The sequence below is a fragment of the Phytopseudomonas flavescens genome (genome assembly GCF_900100535.1).
In the GTDB taxonomy this organism is placed as follows: domain Bacteria; phylum Pseudomonadota; class Gammaproteobacteria; order Pseudomonadales; family Pseudomonadaceae; genus Aquipseudomonas; species Aquipseudomonas flavescens.
The window spans coordinates 74,475-90,803 of sequence record NZ_FNDG01000014.1 but is presented as its reverse complement, the minus strand read 5'-3'; the positions used below and the strand labels follow the sequence as shown (position 1 = coordinate 90,803).

Genomic DNA, 16,329 nt, shown 5'->3' with positions numbered 1-16,329 from the left:
TTACTCTCCTGCAGTAGATGTACCGGCACCATCCTGTTCGGCGAAGGCAATTCGCAGAGAGGGAGGCATGGCCCGGGGTTTGAAATTATCGGCGCGCACACAGGCCACCAGGAACTGCCCCTCGCAGAGCAGCAGATTATCCGTCGCCCGCGTCACCTGCTGACGAAAGCGCAGACTGGCACGGTTCAACTCAGTTACTTCCGCGCTCACCAACAACTCGTCATCGAGCCGCGCTGGCGCGTGATAGCGGGCCTCGCTGCTGTGCACCACGAACAGCAAGCCCTCCTGGGCCAGGGTCGACTGGAGGAAACCCAGTTCGCGCAGCCGCTCGGTTCGAGCCCGCTCCATGAATTTGAGGTAGTTGACGTAATAGACGACACCACCGGCATCGGTGTCTTCGTAGTAAACACGACAGCGATGGGCGAACGGCTGACCGGCGTACTGCGCGCGCATACTCTAGTGCCAGCCCCGAGTCTTGCCAATCGGCTCGACAAGTATTTTTTTCATTGCCCTTCTCCATCGCCGAACAGGTCAAGCACTGGCCGTTCATCCATGCGTTTCGGCGTATTCAGACCGAAGTGCAAGTAGGCATGGCGGGTCACCACTCGCCCTCTCGGCGTACGCATGATGTAGCCCTGCTGGATCAGATACGGCTCGAGCACATCCTCGATGGTGTGGCGCTCCTCGCTGATCGCAGCGGCCAGGCTGTCGACGCCCACCGGCCCCCCGTCGAACTTCTCGATCATGGTCAACAGCAGGCGTCGATCCTGATGGTCGAAACCGCGCTCGTCCACATCCAACAGGTTCAACGCCAGGTCGGCGATCTGCCGGGTAATCTCGCCCTGCCCGCGGACTTCCGCGAAGTCGCGCACGCGACGTAGCAGGCGATTGGCGATACGCGGCGTACCCCGAGCCCGGCGGGCGATCTCGAACGCCCCCTCGGGCTCGATCGGCAATCCGAGAATGCCGGCCGCGCGCATGATGATGGTCGCCAGGTCTTCGGTGCTGTAGAACTCGAGACGCTGCACGATGCCGAAGCGGTCACGCAGCGGATTGGTCAACATGCCGGCGCGAGTGGTGGCACCGACCAGGGTGAAGGGCGGCAAATCGAGTTTGATCGAACGAGCGGCAGGCCCTTCGCCGATCATGATGTCGAGCTGGAAATCCTCCATCGCCGGGTACAACACTTCTTCGACGATCGGCGCCAAGCGGTGAATCTCGTCGATGAACAGTACGTCGCCGGGCTCGAGGTTGGTCAGCAACGCAGCCAGATCACCGGGTCGCTCGAGTACCGGACCGGAGGTGCTTTTCAAGGAGACGTTCATTTCCTGGGCGATGATGTTCGCCAGGGTGGTCTTGCCCAGGCCCGGCGGGCCGAAGATCAGCGTGTGATCGAGTGATTCCTTTCGCCCGCGAGCGGCCTGGATGAACAACTCCATCTGCTCGCGGACTACCGGCTGGCCGATGTACTCGGCCAGCCTCAGCGGACGAATGGCGCGGTCGACCTGTTCGTCGCGGTCGCGCCCGCTGGCCGTGACCAGCCTGTCAGCTTCGAGCATCTAGAGCATTCCCTTCAGCGCGCGACGAATCATGTCTTCACTACTCAACCCATCTTCTTTGACCGCCGAAACGGCGCGACTGGCTTCCTGCGGTTTGTAGCCCAGGGAGATAAGCGCACTGACCGCATCGTTCTCCGCGCTTGAGACTGCGCTACCCGTACGAGGTTCAACCATCGGATTGGCCATGCCGGGCACGGTCTCCCAGGCCTTGAAGCGATCCTTGAGCTCGACCAGCAGGCGCTCGGCGGTTTTCTTGCCCACGCCGGGAATCTTCACCAGCGCAGCCGTGTCCTGAGCCTGCACGCAGCGCACCAGCTCATCCACTTCGAGGCCGGACATCAAGGCCAGCGCCAGTTTCGGACCGACGCCATTGAGGCGGATCAGCTCACGGAACAGCTCGCGTTCACGCTTCTCGAAAAAGCCGTACAGCAGGTGCGCGTCTTCGCGCACCACCAGATGAGTATGCAACGTCAGCGGCTCACCCACTGCGGGCAAACGGTACAACGTGGTCATGGGCACTTCCAGCTCGTAGCCCAGGCCGTTCACATCCAGAATCAAATGGGGTGGCTGCTTTTCCGCCAGGGTGCCGCGTAAACGTCCGATCACCAATGCATTCCTTCAATTCGATTACAAACGGAGCCTGCCGCCGCGCCGCTTCGCACTGGCCAGACCATGGGGAATAAGACTCTGCCGGTGATGAGCATGACACAGGGCGATGCCCAAGGCGTCCGAGGCATCGATCTGCGGTTTCTGCACCAGCTTGAGCAGGTGCATGACCATCATCTGCACCTGCTGCTTGTCGGCCGCACCGCTCCCGACCACGGCCTGCTTGACCTGGGTCGCCGTGTATTCGCTGACATCCAGGCCGGCCTCCATGGCTGCGACGATCGCAGCACCGCGGGCCTGCCCGAGCTTCAGTGCCGAATCCGCATTGCGCGCCATGAACACCTGCTCGATACCCATGGTCACCGGCCCGAAGGTACGAATCACTTCGCTGATGCCGCGATAGACGATCTGCAAACGCTCCGGCAGAGACCCGTTTCCCGTCCGGATACAACCTGACGCCACATATTCACACGTACGCCCGGTATCACGTAGCACACCGTAACCGGTAATGCGGGAACCAGGGTCGATCCCCAGAATCAGCGTCATGCCTGTCATCCACCAGTGGCGTTGGCTGCCACACTGTCTATTTATCCAGGCGTGAGTATAGGGGCGTCGACGGGCTGCCGTCATCCACAGGATACACAGCCCGTCGGACATGAATGCGGGGATCTGGATCCATTCACCTTGAAAGCCGGCTCTCGCAACACGTCGACGGCTCGGGAAATGGCCACCGGAGATGGCCGGCCATGAACAAGAGCCGGAAGTGCCAATGGCAACTTCCGGCTTCCAGGCAACCACTGGAATCAGCCGAGCTGTTCCATGATCTCGTCGGAGATTTCAGCGTTGTGATAGACGTTCTGCACATCATCCAGGTCTTCGAGCATATCGATCAGCTTGAAGACCTTCTGCGCGGTTTCCAGGTCGGTGATTGGCGCGCTGATCGACGGAATCATGGCGATATCCGCCTCTTCACCCTTGAAGCCGGCGGCGTTCAACGCTTCATTCACCGCATGGAACTCGGTGAAACTGGTCGAGACCAGTGCAGCGCCGTCATCGCCCATCTCCACGTCATCGGCACCCGCCTCCAACGCGGCCTCCATCAGCGCATCTTCGTCGACACCGGAGGCGAAGCCGATCTGCCCCCTGCGCTCGAACATGTAGGCCACCGAGCCATCGGTGCCCAGGTTGCCACCACATTTTGTGAATGCGTGGCGCACTTCGGCAGCGGTGCGGTTGCGGTTGTCGGTCATCACTTCGACGATGATCGCCACGCCGCTCGGTGCGTAGCCTTCGTAACTGAACTCGACGACGTTGTCGGCTTCGTTGTTCCCGGCACCGCGGGCGATGGCACGGTCGATCACGTCGCGGGACATGTTGTTGGTCAGTGCCTTGTCCACAGCCAGGCGCAGGCGCGGATTGTCCGCCGGGATAGGCCCGCCGTGCTTGGCAGCGACGGTCAGCTCGCGGATCAACTTGGTGAAGATCTTGCCGCGCTTGGCGTCCTGGCGCCCCTTGCGGTGCTTGATGTTGGCCCATTTGGAATGACCGGCCATATTCCACTCCAGATTTTTCAGATTGCACAATGAACGAGCCCAGGTTTCCCTGGGCCCGGTATACCGCTTGGCGCTTACTCCGCCTTGGGCTGCTCGCGAAGGCGAATGTGCAGCTCGCGCAGCGACTTGCCATCCACCACACCCGGCGCCTGGGTCATGACACAGGCAGCGCTCTGGGTTTTCGGGAAGGCGATGACTTCGCGAATCGAGCTGGCACCGGTCATCAGCATGACCAGACGGTCGAGGCCGAAGGCCAGACCACCGTGGGGCGGTGCACCGTACTTGAGAGCGTCGAGCAGGAAGCCGAACTTCTCCTGCTGCTCGTCTTCGCTGATGCCCAGCACGCGGAACACCGTCTGCTGCATGGCCTTGTCATGGATACGGATCGAACCGCCGCCCAGCTCGGTGCCGTTGAGCACCAGGTCATAGGCCCGGGACAATGCAGCGGCCGGATTGGCTTCCAGTTCTTCGGCCGAGCACTTCGGTGAGGTGAACGGATGGTGCATGGCGGTCAGGCTACCGTCGTCGTTCTCTTCGAACATCGGGAAGTCGACGACCCACAGCGGCGCCCACTCGGCAGTCAGCAGGTTCAGGTCATGGCCGAGCTTGATGCGCAGTGCGCCCAGCGCATCGCAGACCACCCTGGCCTTGTCGGCACCGAAGAACACGATGTCACCGTCGACGGCACCAACGCGATCGAGGATCACGTTGAGGTTCGGTTCGGCGATGTTCTTGACGATCGGCGACTGCAGACCGTCGACGCCATTGGCGCGCTCGTTGACCTTGATGTAGGCCAGGCCCTTGGCACCGTAGTTACCGACGAACTTGGTGTAGTCGTCGATCTGCTTGCGCGGCATGCTCGCCCCACCGGGTACCCGCAGTGCGGCTACGCGGCCTTTCGGATCGTTGGCCGGGCCGGAGAACACCTTGAAGTCGACATCCTTGAGCTGATCGGCAACGTCGACCAGCTCCATCGGAATGCGCAGGTCCGGCTTGTCGGAACCGAAACGCCGCATGGCTTCGGCCAGGGTCATGTGCGGCAGCTCGGCGAACTCGACGCCCAGCACTTCCTTGAACAGGTTGCGGATCATGGTCTCGGTGAGGTGCATGATGTCGGCTTCGTCGAGGAAGCTGGTCTCGATGTCGATCTGGGTGAATTCCGGCTGACGGTCGGCACGCAGGTCTTCATCGCGGAAGCACTTGGCGATCTGGTAGTAGCGGTCGAAGCCGGCAACCATCAGCAACTGCTTGAACAGCTGGGGCGACTGCGGCAGGGCGAAGAAGCTGCCGGCGTGGGTGCGGCTCGGAACCAGGTAGTCACGGGCGCCTTCCGGGGTAGCACGGGTGAGGATCGGCGTTTCCACGTCGAGGAAGCCGTTCTCATCCAGGTAGCGCCGGATGCTGCTGGTGATGCGCGAACGCAGCTTGAGCTTCTCGGCCATTTCCGGGCGGCGCAGGTCGATGAAGCGATAGCGCAGGCGGGTTTCTTCACCGACATCGGAGTATTCGTTGAGCGGGAACGGCGGGGTTTCCGCTTCGTTCAGCACCTCCAACTCGTAGCCGAGCACTTCGATAGCGCCAGAGGCCATGTTGGCGTTGACCGCTCCGGCCGGACGCAGACGTACCTTGCCGGTGATCTTGACCACGTATTCGCTACGCACGCGGTCAGCCTTGGCGAAGGTGTCGGCTCGATCCGGGTCGAACACCACCTGGGCCAGGCCTTCACGGTCACGAATGTCGAGGAAGATCACGCCACCGTGGTCACGGCGACGGTGAACCCATCCGCAGAGGGTGATTTCCTGGCCGTCCAGGCTTTCGTTCAACTGGCCGCAATAGTGGCTGCGCATCATGGTGATAATCGCTTCTCTTGAGTCTGAAATTCATTGAACCGCGAGCCGGCGTCTTTCGTCCGATCCAGCAATATCGATCGCGGGTATCGGTACGGACAAGCCAGACGGTCTGCCGCCGCAGCAAAGCAGCCGATTATATATGGTTAAGCGGCACCGCGCAGCCGAGCATGCGCCCCACCGCCGCACCGGATAGTTTTCAGCCATCGTCCCCATTGATACAAAGCACATAGCCCGGTGCATTCATCATGATAGGCTTTGCCCATCCGCAAGGCCGAAGCGCCCCACTTTCAACACCAGGAGAAAAATCCATGGAAATCAACATCGGAATCGCTGAACAGGATCGCGCCTCCATCGCCGAAGGCCTGTCGCGCCTGTTGGCCGACACCTATACCCTGTACCTGAAAACCCACAACTTCCACTGGAACGTCACCGGCCCGATGTTCAACACCCTGCACCTGATGTTCGAGGGGCAGTACACCGAATTGGCGCTGGCTGTCGACGCCATCGCCGAGCGTATCCGCGCCCTGGGTTTCCCGGCTCCGGGCACCTACGCCGCCTACGCCCGCCTGTCCTCGATCAAGGAAGAGGAAAATGTGCCGAGCGCCGACGAGATGATCAAACTGCTGGTTCAGGGCCAGGAAGCCGTGGTGCGTACCGCCCGCGGTATCTTCCCGCTGCTGGACAAGGTCAGCGACGAGCCGACCGCCGACCTGCTGACCCAGCGCATGCAGGTCCACGAGAAAACCGCATGGATGCTGCGCAGCCTGCTGGCCTCCTGATCCTCCCCTCGATGGCCGCCGCTCTGGCGGCCATCGTTCATTCCCGACTCCATATTCGCGCAGCCACAACCGCACACCATCGCAGCGCTGATTTGAGAAGCCCCCTCCTTTGCTGTTAAATACGCCCCGTGCCGTCATGCCGAGCCTTCGGAAGACGCATAGGCTGGCCCTCTCGTTTATTCCATCGCCCTTACGTCACGGCAAATCGCGTGGAGCCAGCTCTTCCTGGTGATCCTTTATCAAGTGAGTGCGCTAACATGTTGAAAATCGTCCATCTGCTTGTGGGGCTGTCCGCCCTGCTGTTATCCACGACCCCCAGCCTGAGCAACCATTCTCAGCCGTTCCTGCAACATCCGGACGCCCTGTGCCTGGCTCTCTTCGGCTTTCTCAATCTGCTGCTGGCCACCCAGTTCCCGATCTGGCACAACAACCTGCGTCAACAACTGCAAAACCTGGTGTGCGCCCTGCTGATCCTCGGTACCCTGCTGCAGGCATTGATTCTGCTTGCACCGCTGCCCTTTATCGCCGAGCAGCCTGCTCTGCTGTTCAGCCTGCTGATCACCGCCATGGCGGTCGCGCTGCACCTGGCGACCAACCTGCGTTTCGACAGGCAAAAAGCGTCCGTGCCACAGGATCTGGGTGACCGCGAGACCGGTACGGTCAAGTGGTTCAACACATCCAAGGGCTTTGGCTTCATTTCTCGTGATGCAGGCGAGGATATCTTCGTACACTTCCGTGCCATCCGCGGCGAAGGCCATCGGGTTCTGGTAGAAGGCCAGCGCGTGGAGTTCTCGGTCATGCAGCGCGACAAGGGCCTGCAGGCCGAAGACGTGATCGCGGCGCTGCCGACCCGGCGCTGATTCACCGCACAAAGAAAAGCCCGCAGCGATGCGGGCTTTTTCGTTTTCGAGGCATGCATTCAATAATGCGGCGGCGGAGCCTCATACTGGGAGCCACCGAAGGGGCTGACCTCTTCCTGCCGCTTGGCCAGCGCCTGCATGTGCAACTGCAGACGCTCGATGAGCTTTTGCTGCTCCACGAGGGCATCGTTGAGTGCCTGAATGGTATCGTCCTGAAAAGCCTGGCGGCTTTCCAGCTCGACAATACGGTCTTCGAATGCCTTCATTCATGCATCCTCGGCACGAAAATGCCGAGGCATCACCGAACGCAGTCTTTCACGCAGAGCAACCACTTGCTCCTGCTCATAAGGTTTCGCCGGATGGCGCCCCCAGACGGGAGCGGGCCAGGCATCATCGCCGCGATAGCGCACGATCACATGCACGTGCAGTTGGCTGACCACATTGCCCAGGGTGGCGATGTTGATCTTGTCGGCCTTGAACGCATCCTTCAGCACTTCGGCGAGCTGCGCGGCTTCCGACCACAGCGCACGCTGATCCTCGGCATCCAGCTGGAACACCTCACTGACATCCGCGCGACGCGGAACCAGAATGAACCACGGATAGCGTGCATCGTTGCTGAGCAGCAGACGGCTCAGGGGAAACTCCCCCAACACGAAAGTATCCTGCTGCAGGCGTGAATCCAGTACGAACATCGACTCACCACTCGGTGTTTGGATGGTCACCGATGATATGACGGCGACCTGAAAAGGATCGACAGCATACCCGCCACGCTCCGGAAATTTAACCCTCCCGACGACGCACCAAAACATCGCACAAACGTCGCAGGCTCTTTACGGTGCGCACCATGTTGTTCCCCTAAGTAAACAGTTACGCCGCACTTAAACACTCAATTCAAACTCATTATCAATAACCAAACAAAAAAGCTTCCAGCCTATTAATGAGCTGCCTAACAATATCGACGGAAAATGGGGCAGATCGCAGCGGAAATCTGGACTTCCTGCCCTCGCAAAAGAGGATATAGACGCTGGGAAACGATTTATTCAGACGCACCGGCAGTTTGAGCATGAGTCTTGCTTGGAACGCTGCAATGCTCCCCTGCCAGGCACAGTGGTAACACCGCTGCGCGGCGGTCAGGGGCTGAAGCATGGTTGTCGGGCAATGCACGGCGGGGTCTTGAAATGGCGGGGTGTGCCGACAGCCTGGTGACTGCGCTGTAGCGCACGACCAGTGGATAGATTGAAACTATCGCCATACAAAGCGCCGTGCTATAAGTTCCATCCGACACAAAAAGAAATAGAGCTGCTCTCCATAACAACCAATGAGCAGTGGAACTACTAAACCAAAGGAGCAAATCACGATGCGAGTGATGAAGTGGAGCGTAATGGCCCTGGCAGTAGCCGCGGGTACCTCTCAAATGGCAGTGGCTTCGGATCAGTCCGAATCCAAGGGTTTCGTCGAAGACAGCAGCCTGTCGCTCCTTGCGCGCAGCATGTACTACAACCGTGACGCCCGTAACGGCGCCTCCCGTGGCACAGAAGGCAAGGGCTACTCCGAAGAGTGGGGCGCCAGTGCCCGTGCCCTGTTCGAATCCGGCTTCACTCAAGGTACTGTAGGCTTCGGCGTGAATGCTTATGCCGGTACCCTGTTCCAACTGGACACTGGCGGCGGTCGTCGCGGCGTTGGCATGTTCCCGGAAAATGACGGTAAGGACCTGACCATCGCCAACGCTGCGGTCAAGGCTCGCTTCTCCAACACCGTACTGACCTATGGCTCGCAAATGCCTGCCTTGCCGGTACTGGCCTACGATGACGGCCGTCTGTTGCCGGAAACCTTCGAAGGCACCATGATCACCAGCACCGAGATCAAAGGTCTCGAACTGAACGCTGGTCACTTCACCGCGCAAAATGCGATGAATCAGTCGGGCCGCGACAGCTTTGGCCTGAAGTCCATCGACGTGGCTGGTGGTTCCTACGCGTTTACCGATGACCTCAGCGCAGCGTACTACTACGCTGACCTGGAAGACTTCTACAAACGCCACTACGGCAACGTCAACCTCAAACTGCCACTGTCCGAAGAGCAATCTCTCGGCTTTGACTTCAACGTTTACGATAGCGATTACGACAGCCAGTTCGGTGGCGGTGACAACACCATCTGGAGCTTGGCGGCCACTTACAGCGTTGGCGCCCATGCGTTCATCCTGGCCCACCAGCGCAACACTGGCAGCCGCGGCTTCGATTATGGCTTCGGCGATGGCGGCGGTTCGATCTTCCTGGCCAACAGCTTCCTGTCCGACTTCAACCAGGAAGGCGAGCGTTCCTGGCAGGCTAGCTACGAGCTTGACTTCGCTACCTTTGGTGTTCCAGGCCTGAGCTTCAAAACTGCTTACATCTGGGCTGACAACATCAAGACTGCTGAAAGCGGCAACGGTAAAGAACACGAGTTCTTCAACCAGGTTAAATACACTGTTCAGGACGGCCCGGCCAAGGACCTCTCCTTCCGCCTGCGTGGCTCGGTGCTGCGTGCCAACTCGGACGTCAACAATCAGTACATTACCGACACCAACGAAGTCCGCTTCTACGTGAACTACCCGCTGAGCGTTCTGTAATCTAGTGCAAGGCTGATAACAGTTCAGAAAACCCGGCTTCGGCCGGGTTTTTTATGGACGGCAAGAAACCCACCAGGTAAATCTGCCGAGAACAAGTACGCCTGGGGATCAATTCCAGGGAATCACAGACGCACCACTAAGGACTATCAGCTCAAAAGCGATGCGCCACCTTGGTGCGCAACCCTTTATCCCATCCCCCTACAACATTCTGCGTCCTGTACGCCACAGAGCTGTCGCCGTACAATGCCGAGCCATAAAAATCCCCTTTGCAACCGACAGAACGGCCCATCATGCGTACCAGTCAGTTCCTGCTTTCGACCCTCAAAGAAACGCCTTCCGACGCTGTCGTCATCAGCCACCAGTTGATGCTCCGTGCCGGGATGATCCGCAAGCTCGCGTCAGGCTTGTACACCTGGCTGCCGATGGGCCTGCGCACCTTGCGCAAGGTGGAGAAGATCGTACGTGAAGAGATGGATGCCGCCGGCGCTCTGGAAGTGTTGATGCCCGCCATCCAGCCTGCCGAACTCTGGCAGGAATCAGGTCGCTGGGTGGAGTATGGCCCGGAACTGCTGCGCGTGAAGGATCGCCACGATCGGGAGTTCTGCGTTGGCCCGACCCACGAAGAGGTCATTACCGACCTGGCACGCAATGAGCTGAACAGCTACAAGCAACTGCCGCTGAACCTGTACCAGATCCAGACCAAATTCCGCGATGAAATTCGTCCTCGTTTCGGCTTGATGCGAGGTCGCGAATTCATCATGAAGGATGCCTATTCCTTCCATGCCGATCAGGCGTCCCTGCAGCAGACCTATGACCGCATGCACCAGGCCTACTGCAATGTCTTCACCCGCCTGGGCCTCAACTTCCGCCCAGTGGTGGCCGACAACGGCTCGATCGGTGGCGCCGGTTCGCATGAGTTCCACGTACTGGCCGAGTCTGGCGAAGACGATATCGTGTTCAGCAACGCCTCCGACTACGCCGCCAATATCGAGAAGGCCGAAGCGATTCCCCGCGAAGCCGCTCGCCCCGTAGCCACCGAAGAACTGCGCCTGGTCGATACGCCGAATGCGAAAACCATCCAGCAACTGGTGGACGGCTTCGATCTGCCCATCGAGCGCACCATCAAGACGCTGATCGTGCACGCTGAAGAAGAAGGCAAGCTGATCGCGCTGGTCATCCGTGGCGATCACGAACTGAACGAGATCAAGGCCGGCAATCAGCCAGGCGTTGCCAGCCCTCTGGTGATGGCATCGGATGCCGAACTGCGCGACGCCATCGGTGCAGGCGCCGGTTCCCTGGGCCCGCTGAACCTGCCGCTGCCGATCATCATCGACCGCTCGGTGGAGCTGATGAGTGATTTCGCCATCGGCGCCAACATCGACGACAAGCACTATTTCGGCGTCAACTGGGAGCGCGACCTGCCCGTGCCGACCGTTGCCGATCTGCGCAACGTCGTGGCTGGCGATCCGAGCCCCGACGGACAGGGCACCCTGGAAATCAAGCGCGGCATCGAAGTCGGGCACATCTTCCAGCTGGGCAGCAAATACAGCGAATCGATGAACTGCCAGGTACTGGGTGAGAACGGCAAGCCGGTCATCCTGAGCATGGGTTGCTACGGCATCGGCGTGTCCCGCGTGGTGGCAGCCGCCATCGAGCAGAGTTCCGACGAGCGCGGCATCATCTGGAACGATACCCTGGCGCCCTTCCAGATCGCCTTGGTGCCATTGCGCTACGAGACCGAGGCAGTGCGTGAAGCGACCGACACCTTGTATGCGCAATTGACCGCTGCCGGTTTCGAAGTGCTGCTCGACGACCGTGACAAAAAGACCAGTCCGGGCATCAAGTTCGCGGATATGGAATTGATCGGCATTCCGCATCGTATCGTGGTCAGCGACCGCGGCCTCGCCGAGGGCAATCTGGAATACAAGAGCCGCGTGGAGACCGAGACTCAGCCGATCGCCATTGCCGATGCCCTGTCGTTCATCCAGAACCGTATCCGCCGCTGACCCGACAAAGAGCCGTCATGTTCAAGCGAAGCACCTTACGCCTCGTCGGCGCCACCACCTGTGGCGTCCTGTTCCTCACTGGCTGTGCCAATCATTTGCCACAACGCAGCGAGCACGAGGAGCGCATCGAGCGCAAACTGTTGAGCCACAGCCTGCAGATCGACATCGGGCAGCCTACGGTGCTGGAACTACCACAGCGCCGTGTGCGGGTGCACGAGCAGAAGGTCTTCGAAGTGACGCCTTTCGAGGTCACGCGCCATTACGATCGCTACACGCCGTATCAGCCCTGGCGCGAAATCTACGAAGTGCCGCTGGGTGCCGTGGCCATCGTCGGCGGCGTCGGTGCCAATGTGCTCAACGTGGTCGCCCTTGGGCGCCTGCCGGATACGGCGACCAAGGACTGGATCAGCTACGGCGTGGCGGGTATCAACCCGTTCATGAACGTCGAGTCCAACGGCCGCTCGCAACAGAACCTCGCCGGCATTGACGAAAAACGCCAGGACACCCGCACCGAATACTCCAGTTTGCCGTGGGCCGAGCGACCGGTGCTGATCAAGGCCGGCGGGCAAACCCACGAACTGCTGACCGACCGCAATGGCGTGCTGCGCCTGAACCTGCTCGACGGCCCCTTCGCCGATCAGGACATCGCCCGTATCGGCACGCTGCTGCTGACGGTGAGCGACGATCAGGACTCGACCAGTGCCGAGGCCACTCTGCTGGTCAGCCGAACCCTGCGCGGCAAGCTGCGCGAGGCCCATGACCTGATCTATGACGACCTGGAAGGCGCGGAAGTCGAGCAATGGGTGCATCGTGTCAAGCGCCTGTCCGAGCTGGGCCTTGAAGAGGAAGCCAGCGAACTCGAACAGAGCCTCATCGAGCTGACCCGCAACGATCCGGAGCTGCAGGCGGCGTTTCTCAAGTCCCTGACCGATAACGCAGGACGGTTGGTCGCCGATCCGGGCGAAGACTAGGGCCTCACCGCTGTACGACGAACCCTGTGTGTCCTTGCCAGGGCTGCTCCTGCAGCTCGAGCTCAGTCACCTCGGCCTGCGGCGGCCCGCTTTCCAGCCAACTCGCCAATGCGCCTACCGCAGCCGCAGTGCCTTCGAAAAACAATTCGACTAGGCCATCGCCCAGGTTACGCACCCAGCCAGACAGCCCCTGGCGGACGGCCTCGGTAGCGGTACTGTGGCGAAAACCAACACCTTGAACACGACCAGTCACATGACCGTGCAGGCTCAGACGGGCCACTGCGTTATCCCTCCTGACGCAACGCACTGAGGCGCGCTTTGAGACCTTCGGCGTTCTGCTCACCGAGCAGCCGCTCCCTCACCCTACCCTTGTCGTCGACGATATAGGTCACCGGCAACGCATCGCTGGGTGGCAACCCGTAGTGCTCGGCGGGATCCTTGGCCAGCACGGTGAACTCGATGCCCAGCGCCTCGGCAGCACGGGCCAGCTCATCGCCCTGCAAGCCGTCGAAGTTCACGCCGAACACCCCGGCCGACTGCTTCTCGAGCTGCGGAGCCAGGGCATTGAGTTCAGGAATCTCGGAACGGCAGGGACCGCACCACTCCGCCCAATAATTGATGATCAGCCACTGGCCTTCGAGGCGCTCAGCCGCTACCTTTCGAGCATGCTGATCGACACCGAAGTCATCCCCACACCCCACCAGCGCCAAGCCGGCGACGAGCATCACGACGGTGCGAATGACTGCCTGGAATCGCTTTACCATGAATACGGTCCTCATACCGGTAGCGTCGCTATGACCCTGGATGTCTCGCAGCTCAGCGTGCCCGACACGCCGAACGGCAACTCGATCAATCAAGCCGAACTGGCCGGGCGGCTCGGTGTGGCCAGGCAACGGCCCGCTGAAGAAGGATTGCAGGAGGTACTTGCACTGCTCGCGAGCCTCAACCGTAGCACCATGACCTTACTCGAAAGGCAGCGCACGCTGCAAAATTTCGCGGACGAGTATCGCCACTACCGAGTAGCCGCTGGCATGGCAGCCTCAGCGCCGCTGCTAAGCCTGTGCAGTGAACTGGCAATCGGTTTCAAACGCCTGTTGCTGCAGGTATTGCACGGGCACAAGCCCTCGCAGCCACATAAGGCCTGGTGCCTGTACATGGCCCAGTACTTCATCGCCCAGGCGCTGCTGCGCCATTACCAGCAGCACCGCGAGCCCATTGCGCAGTTGTGGCGCGACAGCCATCTGCTGTACTGGCTGGGCGAACAACAGGATTGCCTCGACGACCCCGTGGCGTCTGCGTTGCTGCCAACGCCCGCCGATACCTTGCGCGGTCTTTATCAGCAAACGCTGTTGCTGGCCCTCAGCAATCCAGCCCACCTGCATGCGCAGGAAAGCGAACGTTTGTTCGCCGCCCTGGCGCCCCTGGCAGCTACCGCAAGACTGCTGCCGTGGGATGCGGAAGACAAATCCGAAGGCGCGTTGATCGACCTGGCACGGGCGCAACCCAGCCTGACCTCTGTGCAGCGACCCCAGGCTGGCTCCGCGACGCTGCGTCGCCTGGAATTGGGCGCGCTGCTGGTGGCGCTAAGCGAACCCGCACCGTTGCAGAGCGTGGCAGAGCGCACGTTGCTGGAACGGGTGCAGCAGCACTGGCAGGGCAACGAGCAACGCCGTCACTCACGCACACCGCAATGCAGCGAGTGCCTGCTGGCGATTGGCATACCTGCCATTCATGCCCAGTTGCTCGAGCAACGCCCGCCCTGCACGCTGGTGCGGATTCTCGATATCGGACCTGGCGGCGCACGCCTGCTGTGCAGCGCCCAGGCGCAGAACACGTTGCCCATCGGCCAACTGGTGCTGCTGGTGGCCGACAGCGATGTGCTGGCCCTGGTCTGCTGGCGGCACCTGAATGGCGAGGGCCTTCATCTCGGCCTGCGCTACCTCAAGGGCCTGGCGCAGCCGACCTGGATCAGGCGCACGCCCAGCAGCCAACCCCATCTCGGCATTCTGCAAAGCACGCCGAAGCCACGCAATGGCTGGTACCACGGCCTGTGGCTACCCCTTGAGCAATTCGCCTGCGACGAAAGCCTCTGGCTGCAGTTGCCCAACGCGATCAGCCAGAATCGGCTGCAGTTACCGCCCAGCAATCTGCTCGGTACCAGCGTGAGCCGCCACCCTCTCGACTTGCCGTGAACCAAGGCAAGGGCCTGACGCGTGATTGTTCATACCTTGTCACTCCCACGCCCTTCCAGCCAACCCGCCAGGTTATCGCCGAACAGCAGCGTATGCTGTTCATGAAGACGCTGCAAAGCCTGACGGAATGGGGGGTACCAAGGTTCCTCGAGCTCGGCCGGTAGCTGGTCGAGACGGGGCAGCGGCCATGGACTGCGCTCCAGCAGCTGTTGCAGCGAGTAATGCCCCAGATCACGACTGAGCATCCAACTGTCCCCTCCGGTGCAGGCGACCAGCCGCTGGCTCTCGAGAAAGCTCAGCACTTCTTCCCACTCATGCTCGGGCAGCAGCCAGCCCTGTCGCTGCACATCGCGATGGCGCACCTTCAGCCCCGAACGCTGGCGTGACTGGAAAACCCGCAGAATCCCAAGCAATACCAGCACACGCGGCATGGCGCGCCTGCGCCAAGGGTGAGAAACACCGAGGTTGCATACCAACTCGGCGCCGACCAGCACGATCAGCCAGGACATGAAGATCCACAGCAGGAACAGCGGCACCGTAGCGAAGGCGCCGTAGATAAGCTGGTAACCCGGGAACAGACGCACGTAGACGCCGAACAGGGCCTTGGCCAGTTCAAGCAGCACCGCCGTGAACAGGCCGCCCCACAGGGCATGCCTCAGTGGCACGCGGGCATTGGGAACCGCCGCATAGAGCAGCGTGAAGGCCGCCACGCTGAACAGCAACGGGGTGAAGCGTAGCAATGTCTCGGCACCAACCACCGCATCCAGGCCGCTGAGCAGCGACAGCGAGGCGATGTAGGTGCTGATCGCGAAACCGGCCCCCAACAGCATCGGCCCGAGGCTGAGGATCGCCCAGTACAACAGGAAGGTGGAAATCCCCCGGCGCGGCTGACGCACCCGCCAGATGGTATTGAAGGTACGCTCGATGGTCACCAGCATCCAGAAGGCTGTCACGGCCAGCACCGCGACACCGATCCAGGTCAACTGACGGGCCTGGGTGGTGAATTCGCGCAGGTACTCCTGCAGCGCTTCACCCGCAGAAGGCACGAAATTATGGAAGATGAATGCCTGAATCTGCTCACCGGTACCCTGGAAGGCCGGAACCGCGGAAAGCATGGCAAAGGTGACGGTCATCATCGGCACCACGGCGAACAGCGTGGTGTAGGTCAGCGCGGCCGCATTGTCGGTACCGCGGTTGGCGAAAAAACGATGCCAGAGAAATCGCCAGAACTCCAACCAGTCGCGCAAACGTTGTTGCATACCTACCTCTTAGAGCCGATCCCTATCTGCCGAACTCGCGCCATGCAGGCGGCACACGTCGCGCACCTGGGCCCAAAAAAGGCGAGGAT

General features: G+C 60.8%; 17 protein-coding genes. 6 read left to right on the top strand and 11 right to left on the bottom strand.

The window, feature by feature from the left end:
- From ybgC to aspS, 6 genes are all read right to left on the bottom strand, one after another.
- On the bottom strand, positions 1 to 453 hold the full coding sequence (gene ybgC / locus BLR94_RS17705) for a tol-pal system-associated acyl-CoA thioesterase (protein ID WP_084306084.1): 453 nt from the start codon (positions 451 to 453) through the stop codon (positions 1 to 3).
- Between the two features lie 50 nt (positions 454 to 503).
- The gene (gene ruvB, locus BLR94_RS17700) at positions 504 to 1,559 is read right to left on the bottom strand and encodes a Holliday junction branch migration DNA helicase RuvB (RefSeq protein ID WP_084306082.1); all 1,056 of its coding nucleotides are present in this window, start codon (positions 1,557 to 1,559) and stop codon (positions 504 to 506) included.
- Positions 1,560 to 2,165, bottom strand: coding sequence for a Holliday junction branch migration protein RuvA (gene ruvA, locus BLR94_RS17695; protein ID WP_084306080.1), 606 nt, complete (start codon positions 2,163 to 2,165; stop codon positions 1,560 to 1,562). It lies immediately after the preceding gene.
- 21 nt (positions 2,166 to 2,186) lie between these two features.
- Complete coding sequence (gene ruvC, locus BLR94_RS17690; protein WP_084306078.1) at positions 2,187 to 2,711, bottom strand: crossover junction endodeoxyribonuclease RuvC; 525 nt, start codon at positions 2,709 to 2,711, stop codon at positions 2,187 to 2,189.
- A 257-nt stretch (positions 2,712 to 2,968) separates the two neighbouring features.
- Positions 2,969 to 3,718 carry a YebC/PmpR family DNA-binding transcriptional regulator gene (locus BLR94_RS17685; RefSeq protein ID WP_084306076.1) on the bottom strand — a complete coding sequence of 250 codons (750 nt, stop codon included), beginning with the start codon at positions 3,716 to 3,718 and terminating at the stop codon, positions 2,969 to 2,971.
- Between the two features lie 74 nt (positions 3,719 to 3,792).
- Positions 3,793 to 5,568, bottom strand: a complete 1,776-nt coding sequence (gene aspS / locus BLR94_RS17680; RefSeq protein ID WP_084306074.1) for an aspartate--tRNA ligase — start codon at positions 5,566 to 5,568, stop codon at positions 3,793 to 3,795.
- Between the two features lie 308 nt (positions 5,569 to 5,876).
- On the opposite strand from aspS, the gene BLR94_RS17675 reads away from it, so the two are divergent.
- Entirely contained in the window at positions 5,877 to 6,347 is a 471-nt protein-coding gene (locus BLR94_RS17675) for a Dps family protein (protein WP_042551873.1), read from the top strand.
- 257 nt (positions 6,348 to 6,604) lie between these two features.
- Entirely contained in the window at positions 6,605 to 7,207 is a 603-nt protein-coding gene (locus BLR94_RS28315; protein WP_084306072.1) for a cold-shock protein, read from the top strand.
- 59 nt (positions 7,208 to 7,266) lie between these two features.
- Here BLR94_RS28315 and BLR94_RS17665 read toward each other — a convergent pair whose 3' ends face one another.
- Together BLR94_RS17665 and BLR94_RS17660 are read right to left on the bottom strand one after the other, a co-directional pair.
- The gene (locus BLR94_RS17665) at positions 7,267 to 7,473 is read right to left on the bottom strand and encodes a SlyX family protein (RefSeq protein WP_084306070.1); all 207 of its coding nucleotides are present in this window, start codon (positions 7,471 to 7,473) and stop codon (positions 7,267 to 7,269) included.
- Positions 7,474 to 7,899, bottom strand: coding sequence for an HIT family protein (locus tag BLR94_RS17660; RefSeq protein ID WP_084306068.1), 426 nt, complete (start codon positions 7,897 to 7,899; stop codon positions 7,474 to 7,476). It lies immediately after the preceding gene.
- Positions 7,900 to 8,564: 665 nt separating this feature from the next.
- Between BLR94_RS17660 and BLR94_RS17655 the strand changes: the two genes are divergently transcribed.
- The 3 genes from BLR94_RS17655 to BLR94_RS17645 all read left to right on the top strand — a co-directional run bounded on the left by BLR94_RS17655 (position 8,565) and on the right by BLR94_RS17645 (position 12,789).
- Positions 8,565 to 9,812 carry an OprD family porin gene (locus tag BLR94_RS17655; RefSeq protein ID WP_084306066.1) on the top strand — a complete coding sequence of 416 codons (1,248 nt, stop codon included), beginning with the start codon at positions 8,565 to 8,567 and terminating at the stop codon, positions 9,810 to 9,812.
- A 290-nt stretch (positions 9,813 to 10,102) separates the two neighbouring features.
- On the top strand, positions 10,103 to 11,818 hold the full coding sequence (locus BLR94_RS17650; RefSeq protein WP_084306064.1) for a proline--tRNA ligase: 1,716 nt from the start codon (positions 10,103 to 10,105) through the stop codon (positions 11,816 to 11,818).
- Positions 11,819 to 11,835: 17 nt separating this feature from the next.
- The gene (locus BLR94_RS17645) at positions 11,836 to 12,789 is read left to right on the top strand and encodes a hypothetical protein (RefSeq protein WP_084306062.1); all 954 of its coding nucleotides are present in this window, start codon (positions 11,836 to 11,838) and stop codon (positions 12,787 to 12,789) included.
- Between the two features lie 4 nt (positions 12,790 to 12,793).
- On the opposite strand, the gene BLR94_RS17640 is transcribed toward BLR94_RS17645, so the two are convergent.
- Together BLR94_RS17640 and BLR94_RS17635 are read right to left on the bottom strand one after the other, a co-directional pair.
- Positions 12,794 to 13,069, bottom strand: coding sequence for an acylphosphatase (locus BLR94_RS17640; protein WP_084306060.1), 276 nt, complete (start codon positions 13,067 to 13,069; stop codon positions 12,794 to 12,796).
- 4 nt (positions 13,070 to 13,073) lie between these two features.
- Positions 13,074 to 13,553, bottom strand: a complete 480-nt coding sequence (locus BLR94_RS17635; RefSeq protein ID WP_084306057.1) for a TlpA disulfide reductase family protein — start codon at positions 13,551 to 13,553, stop codon at positions 13,074 to 13,076.
- 30 nt (positions 13,554 to 13,583) lie between these two features.
- On the opposite strand from BLR94_RS17635, the gene BLR94_RS17630 reads away from it, so the two are divergent.
- The gene (locus BLR94_RS17630) at positions 13,584 to 14,981 is read left to right on the top strand and encodes a PilZ domain-containing protein (RefSeq protein WP_084306055.1); all 1,398 of its coding nucleotides are present in this window, start codon (positions 13,584 to 13,586) and stop codon (positions 14,979 to 14,981) included.
- Positions 14,982 to 15,010: 29 nt separating this feature from the next.
- Here BLR94_RS17630 and BLR94_RS17625 read toward each other — a convergent pair whose 3' ends face one another.
- A complete protein-coding gene (locus tag BLR94_RS17625) occupies positions 15,011 to 16,240 on the bottom strand; it encodes a YihY family inner membrane protein (protein ID WP_084306053.1) in 1,230 nt (409 codons plus the stop codon).
- Positions 16,241 to 16,329: the final 89 nt, after the last annotated feature.

Excerpts from the sequence above, each read along its gene's own strand:
- ybgC (WP_084306084.1), bottom strand. The coding sequence starts at position 453 with ATGCGCGCGCAGTACGCCGGTCAGCCGTTCGCCCATCGCTGTCGTGTT.
- ruvB (WP_084306082.1), bottom strand. The coding sequence starts at position 1,559 with ATGCTCGAAGCTGACAGGCTGGTCACGGCCAGCGGGCGCGACCGCGAC.
- ruvC (WP_084306078.1), bottom strand. The coding sequence starts at position 2,711 with ATGACGCTGATTCTGGGGATCGACCCTGGTTCCCGCATTACCGGTTAC.
- BLR94_RS17685 (WP_084306076.1), bottom strand. The coding sequence starts at position 3,718 with ATGGCCGGTCATTCCAAATGGGCCAACATCAAGCACCGCAAGGGGCGC.
- aspS (WP_084306074.1), bottom strand. The coding sequence starts at position 5,568 with ATGATGCGCAGCCACTATTGCGGCCAGTTGAACGAAAGCCTGGACGGC.
- BLR94_RS17675 (WP_042551873.1), top strand. The coding sequence starts at position 5,877 with ATGGAAATCAACATCGGAATCGCTGAACAGGATCGCGCCTCCATCGCC.
- BLR94_RS28315 (WP_084306072.1), top strand. The coding sequence starts at position 6,605 with ATGTTGAAAATCGTCCATCTGCTTGTGGGGCTGTCCGCCCTGCTGTTA.
- BLR94_RS17665 (WP_084306070.1), bottom strand. The coding sequence starts at position 7,473 with ATGAAGGCATTCGAAGACCGTATTGTCGAGCTGGAAAGCCGCCAGGCT.
- BLR94_RS17660 (WP_084306068.1), bottom strand. The coding sequence starts at position 7,899 with ATGTTCGTACTGGATTCACGCCTGCAGCAGGATACTTTCGTGTTGGGG.
- BLR94_RS17655 (WP_084306066.1), top strand. The coding sequence starts at position 8,565 with ATGCGAGTGATGAAGTGGAGCGTAATGGCCCTGGCAGTAGCCGCGGGT.
- BLR94_RS17650 (WP_084306064.1), top strand. The coding sequence starts at position 10,103 with ATGCGTACCAGTCAGTTCCTGCTTTCGACCCTCAAAGAAACGCCTTCC.
- BLR94_RS17645 (WP_084306062.1), top strand. The coding sequence starts at position 11,836 with ATGTTCAAGCGAAGCACCTTACGCCTCGTCGGCGCCACCACCTGTGGC.
- BLR94_RS17635 (WP_084306057.1), bottom strand. The coding sequence starts at position 13,553 with ATGGTAAAGCGATTCCAGGCAGTCATTCGCACCGTCGTGATGCTCGTC.
- BLR94_RS17630 (WP_084306055.1), top strand. The coding sequence starts at position 13,584 with ATGACCCTGGATGTCTCGCAGCTCAGCGTGCCCGACACGCCGAACGGC.
- BLR94_RS17625 (WP_084306053.1), bottom strand. The coding sequence starts at position 16,240 with ATGCAACAACGTTTGCGCGACTGGTTGGAGTTCTGGCGATTTCTCTGG.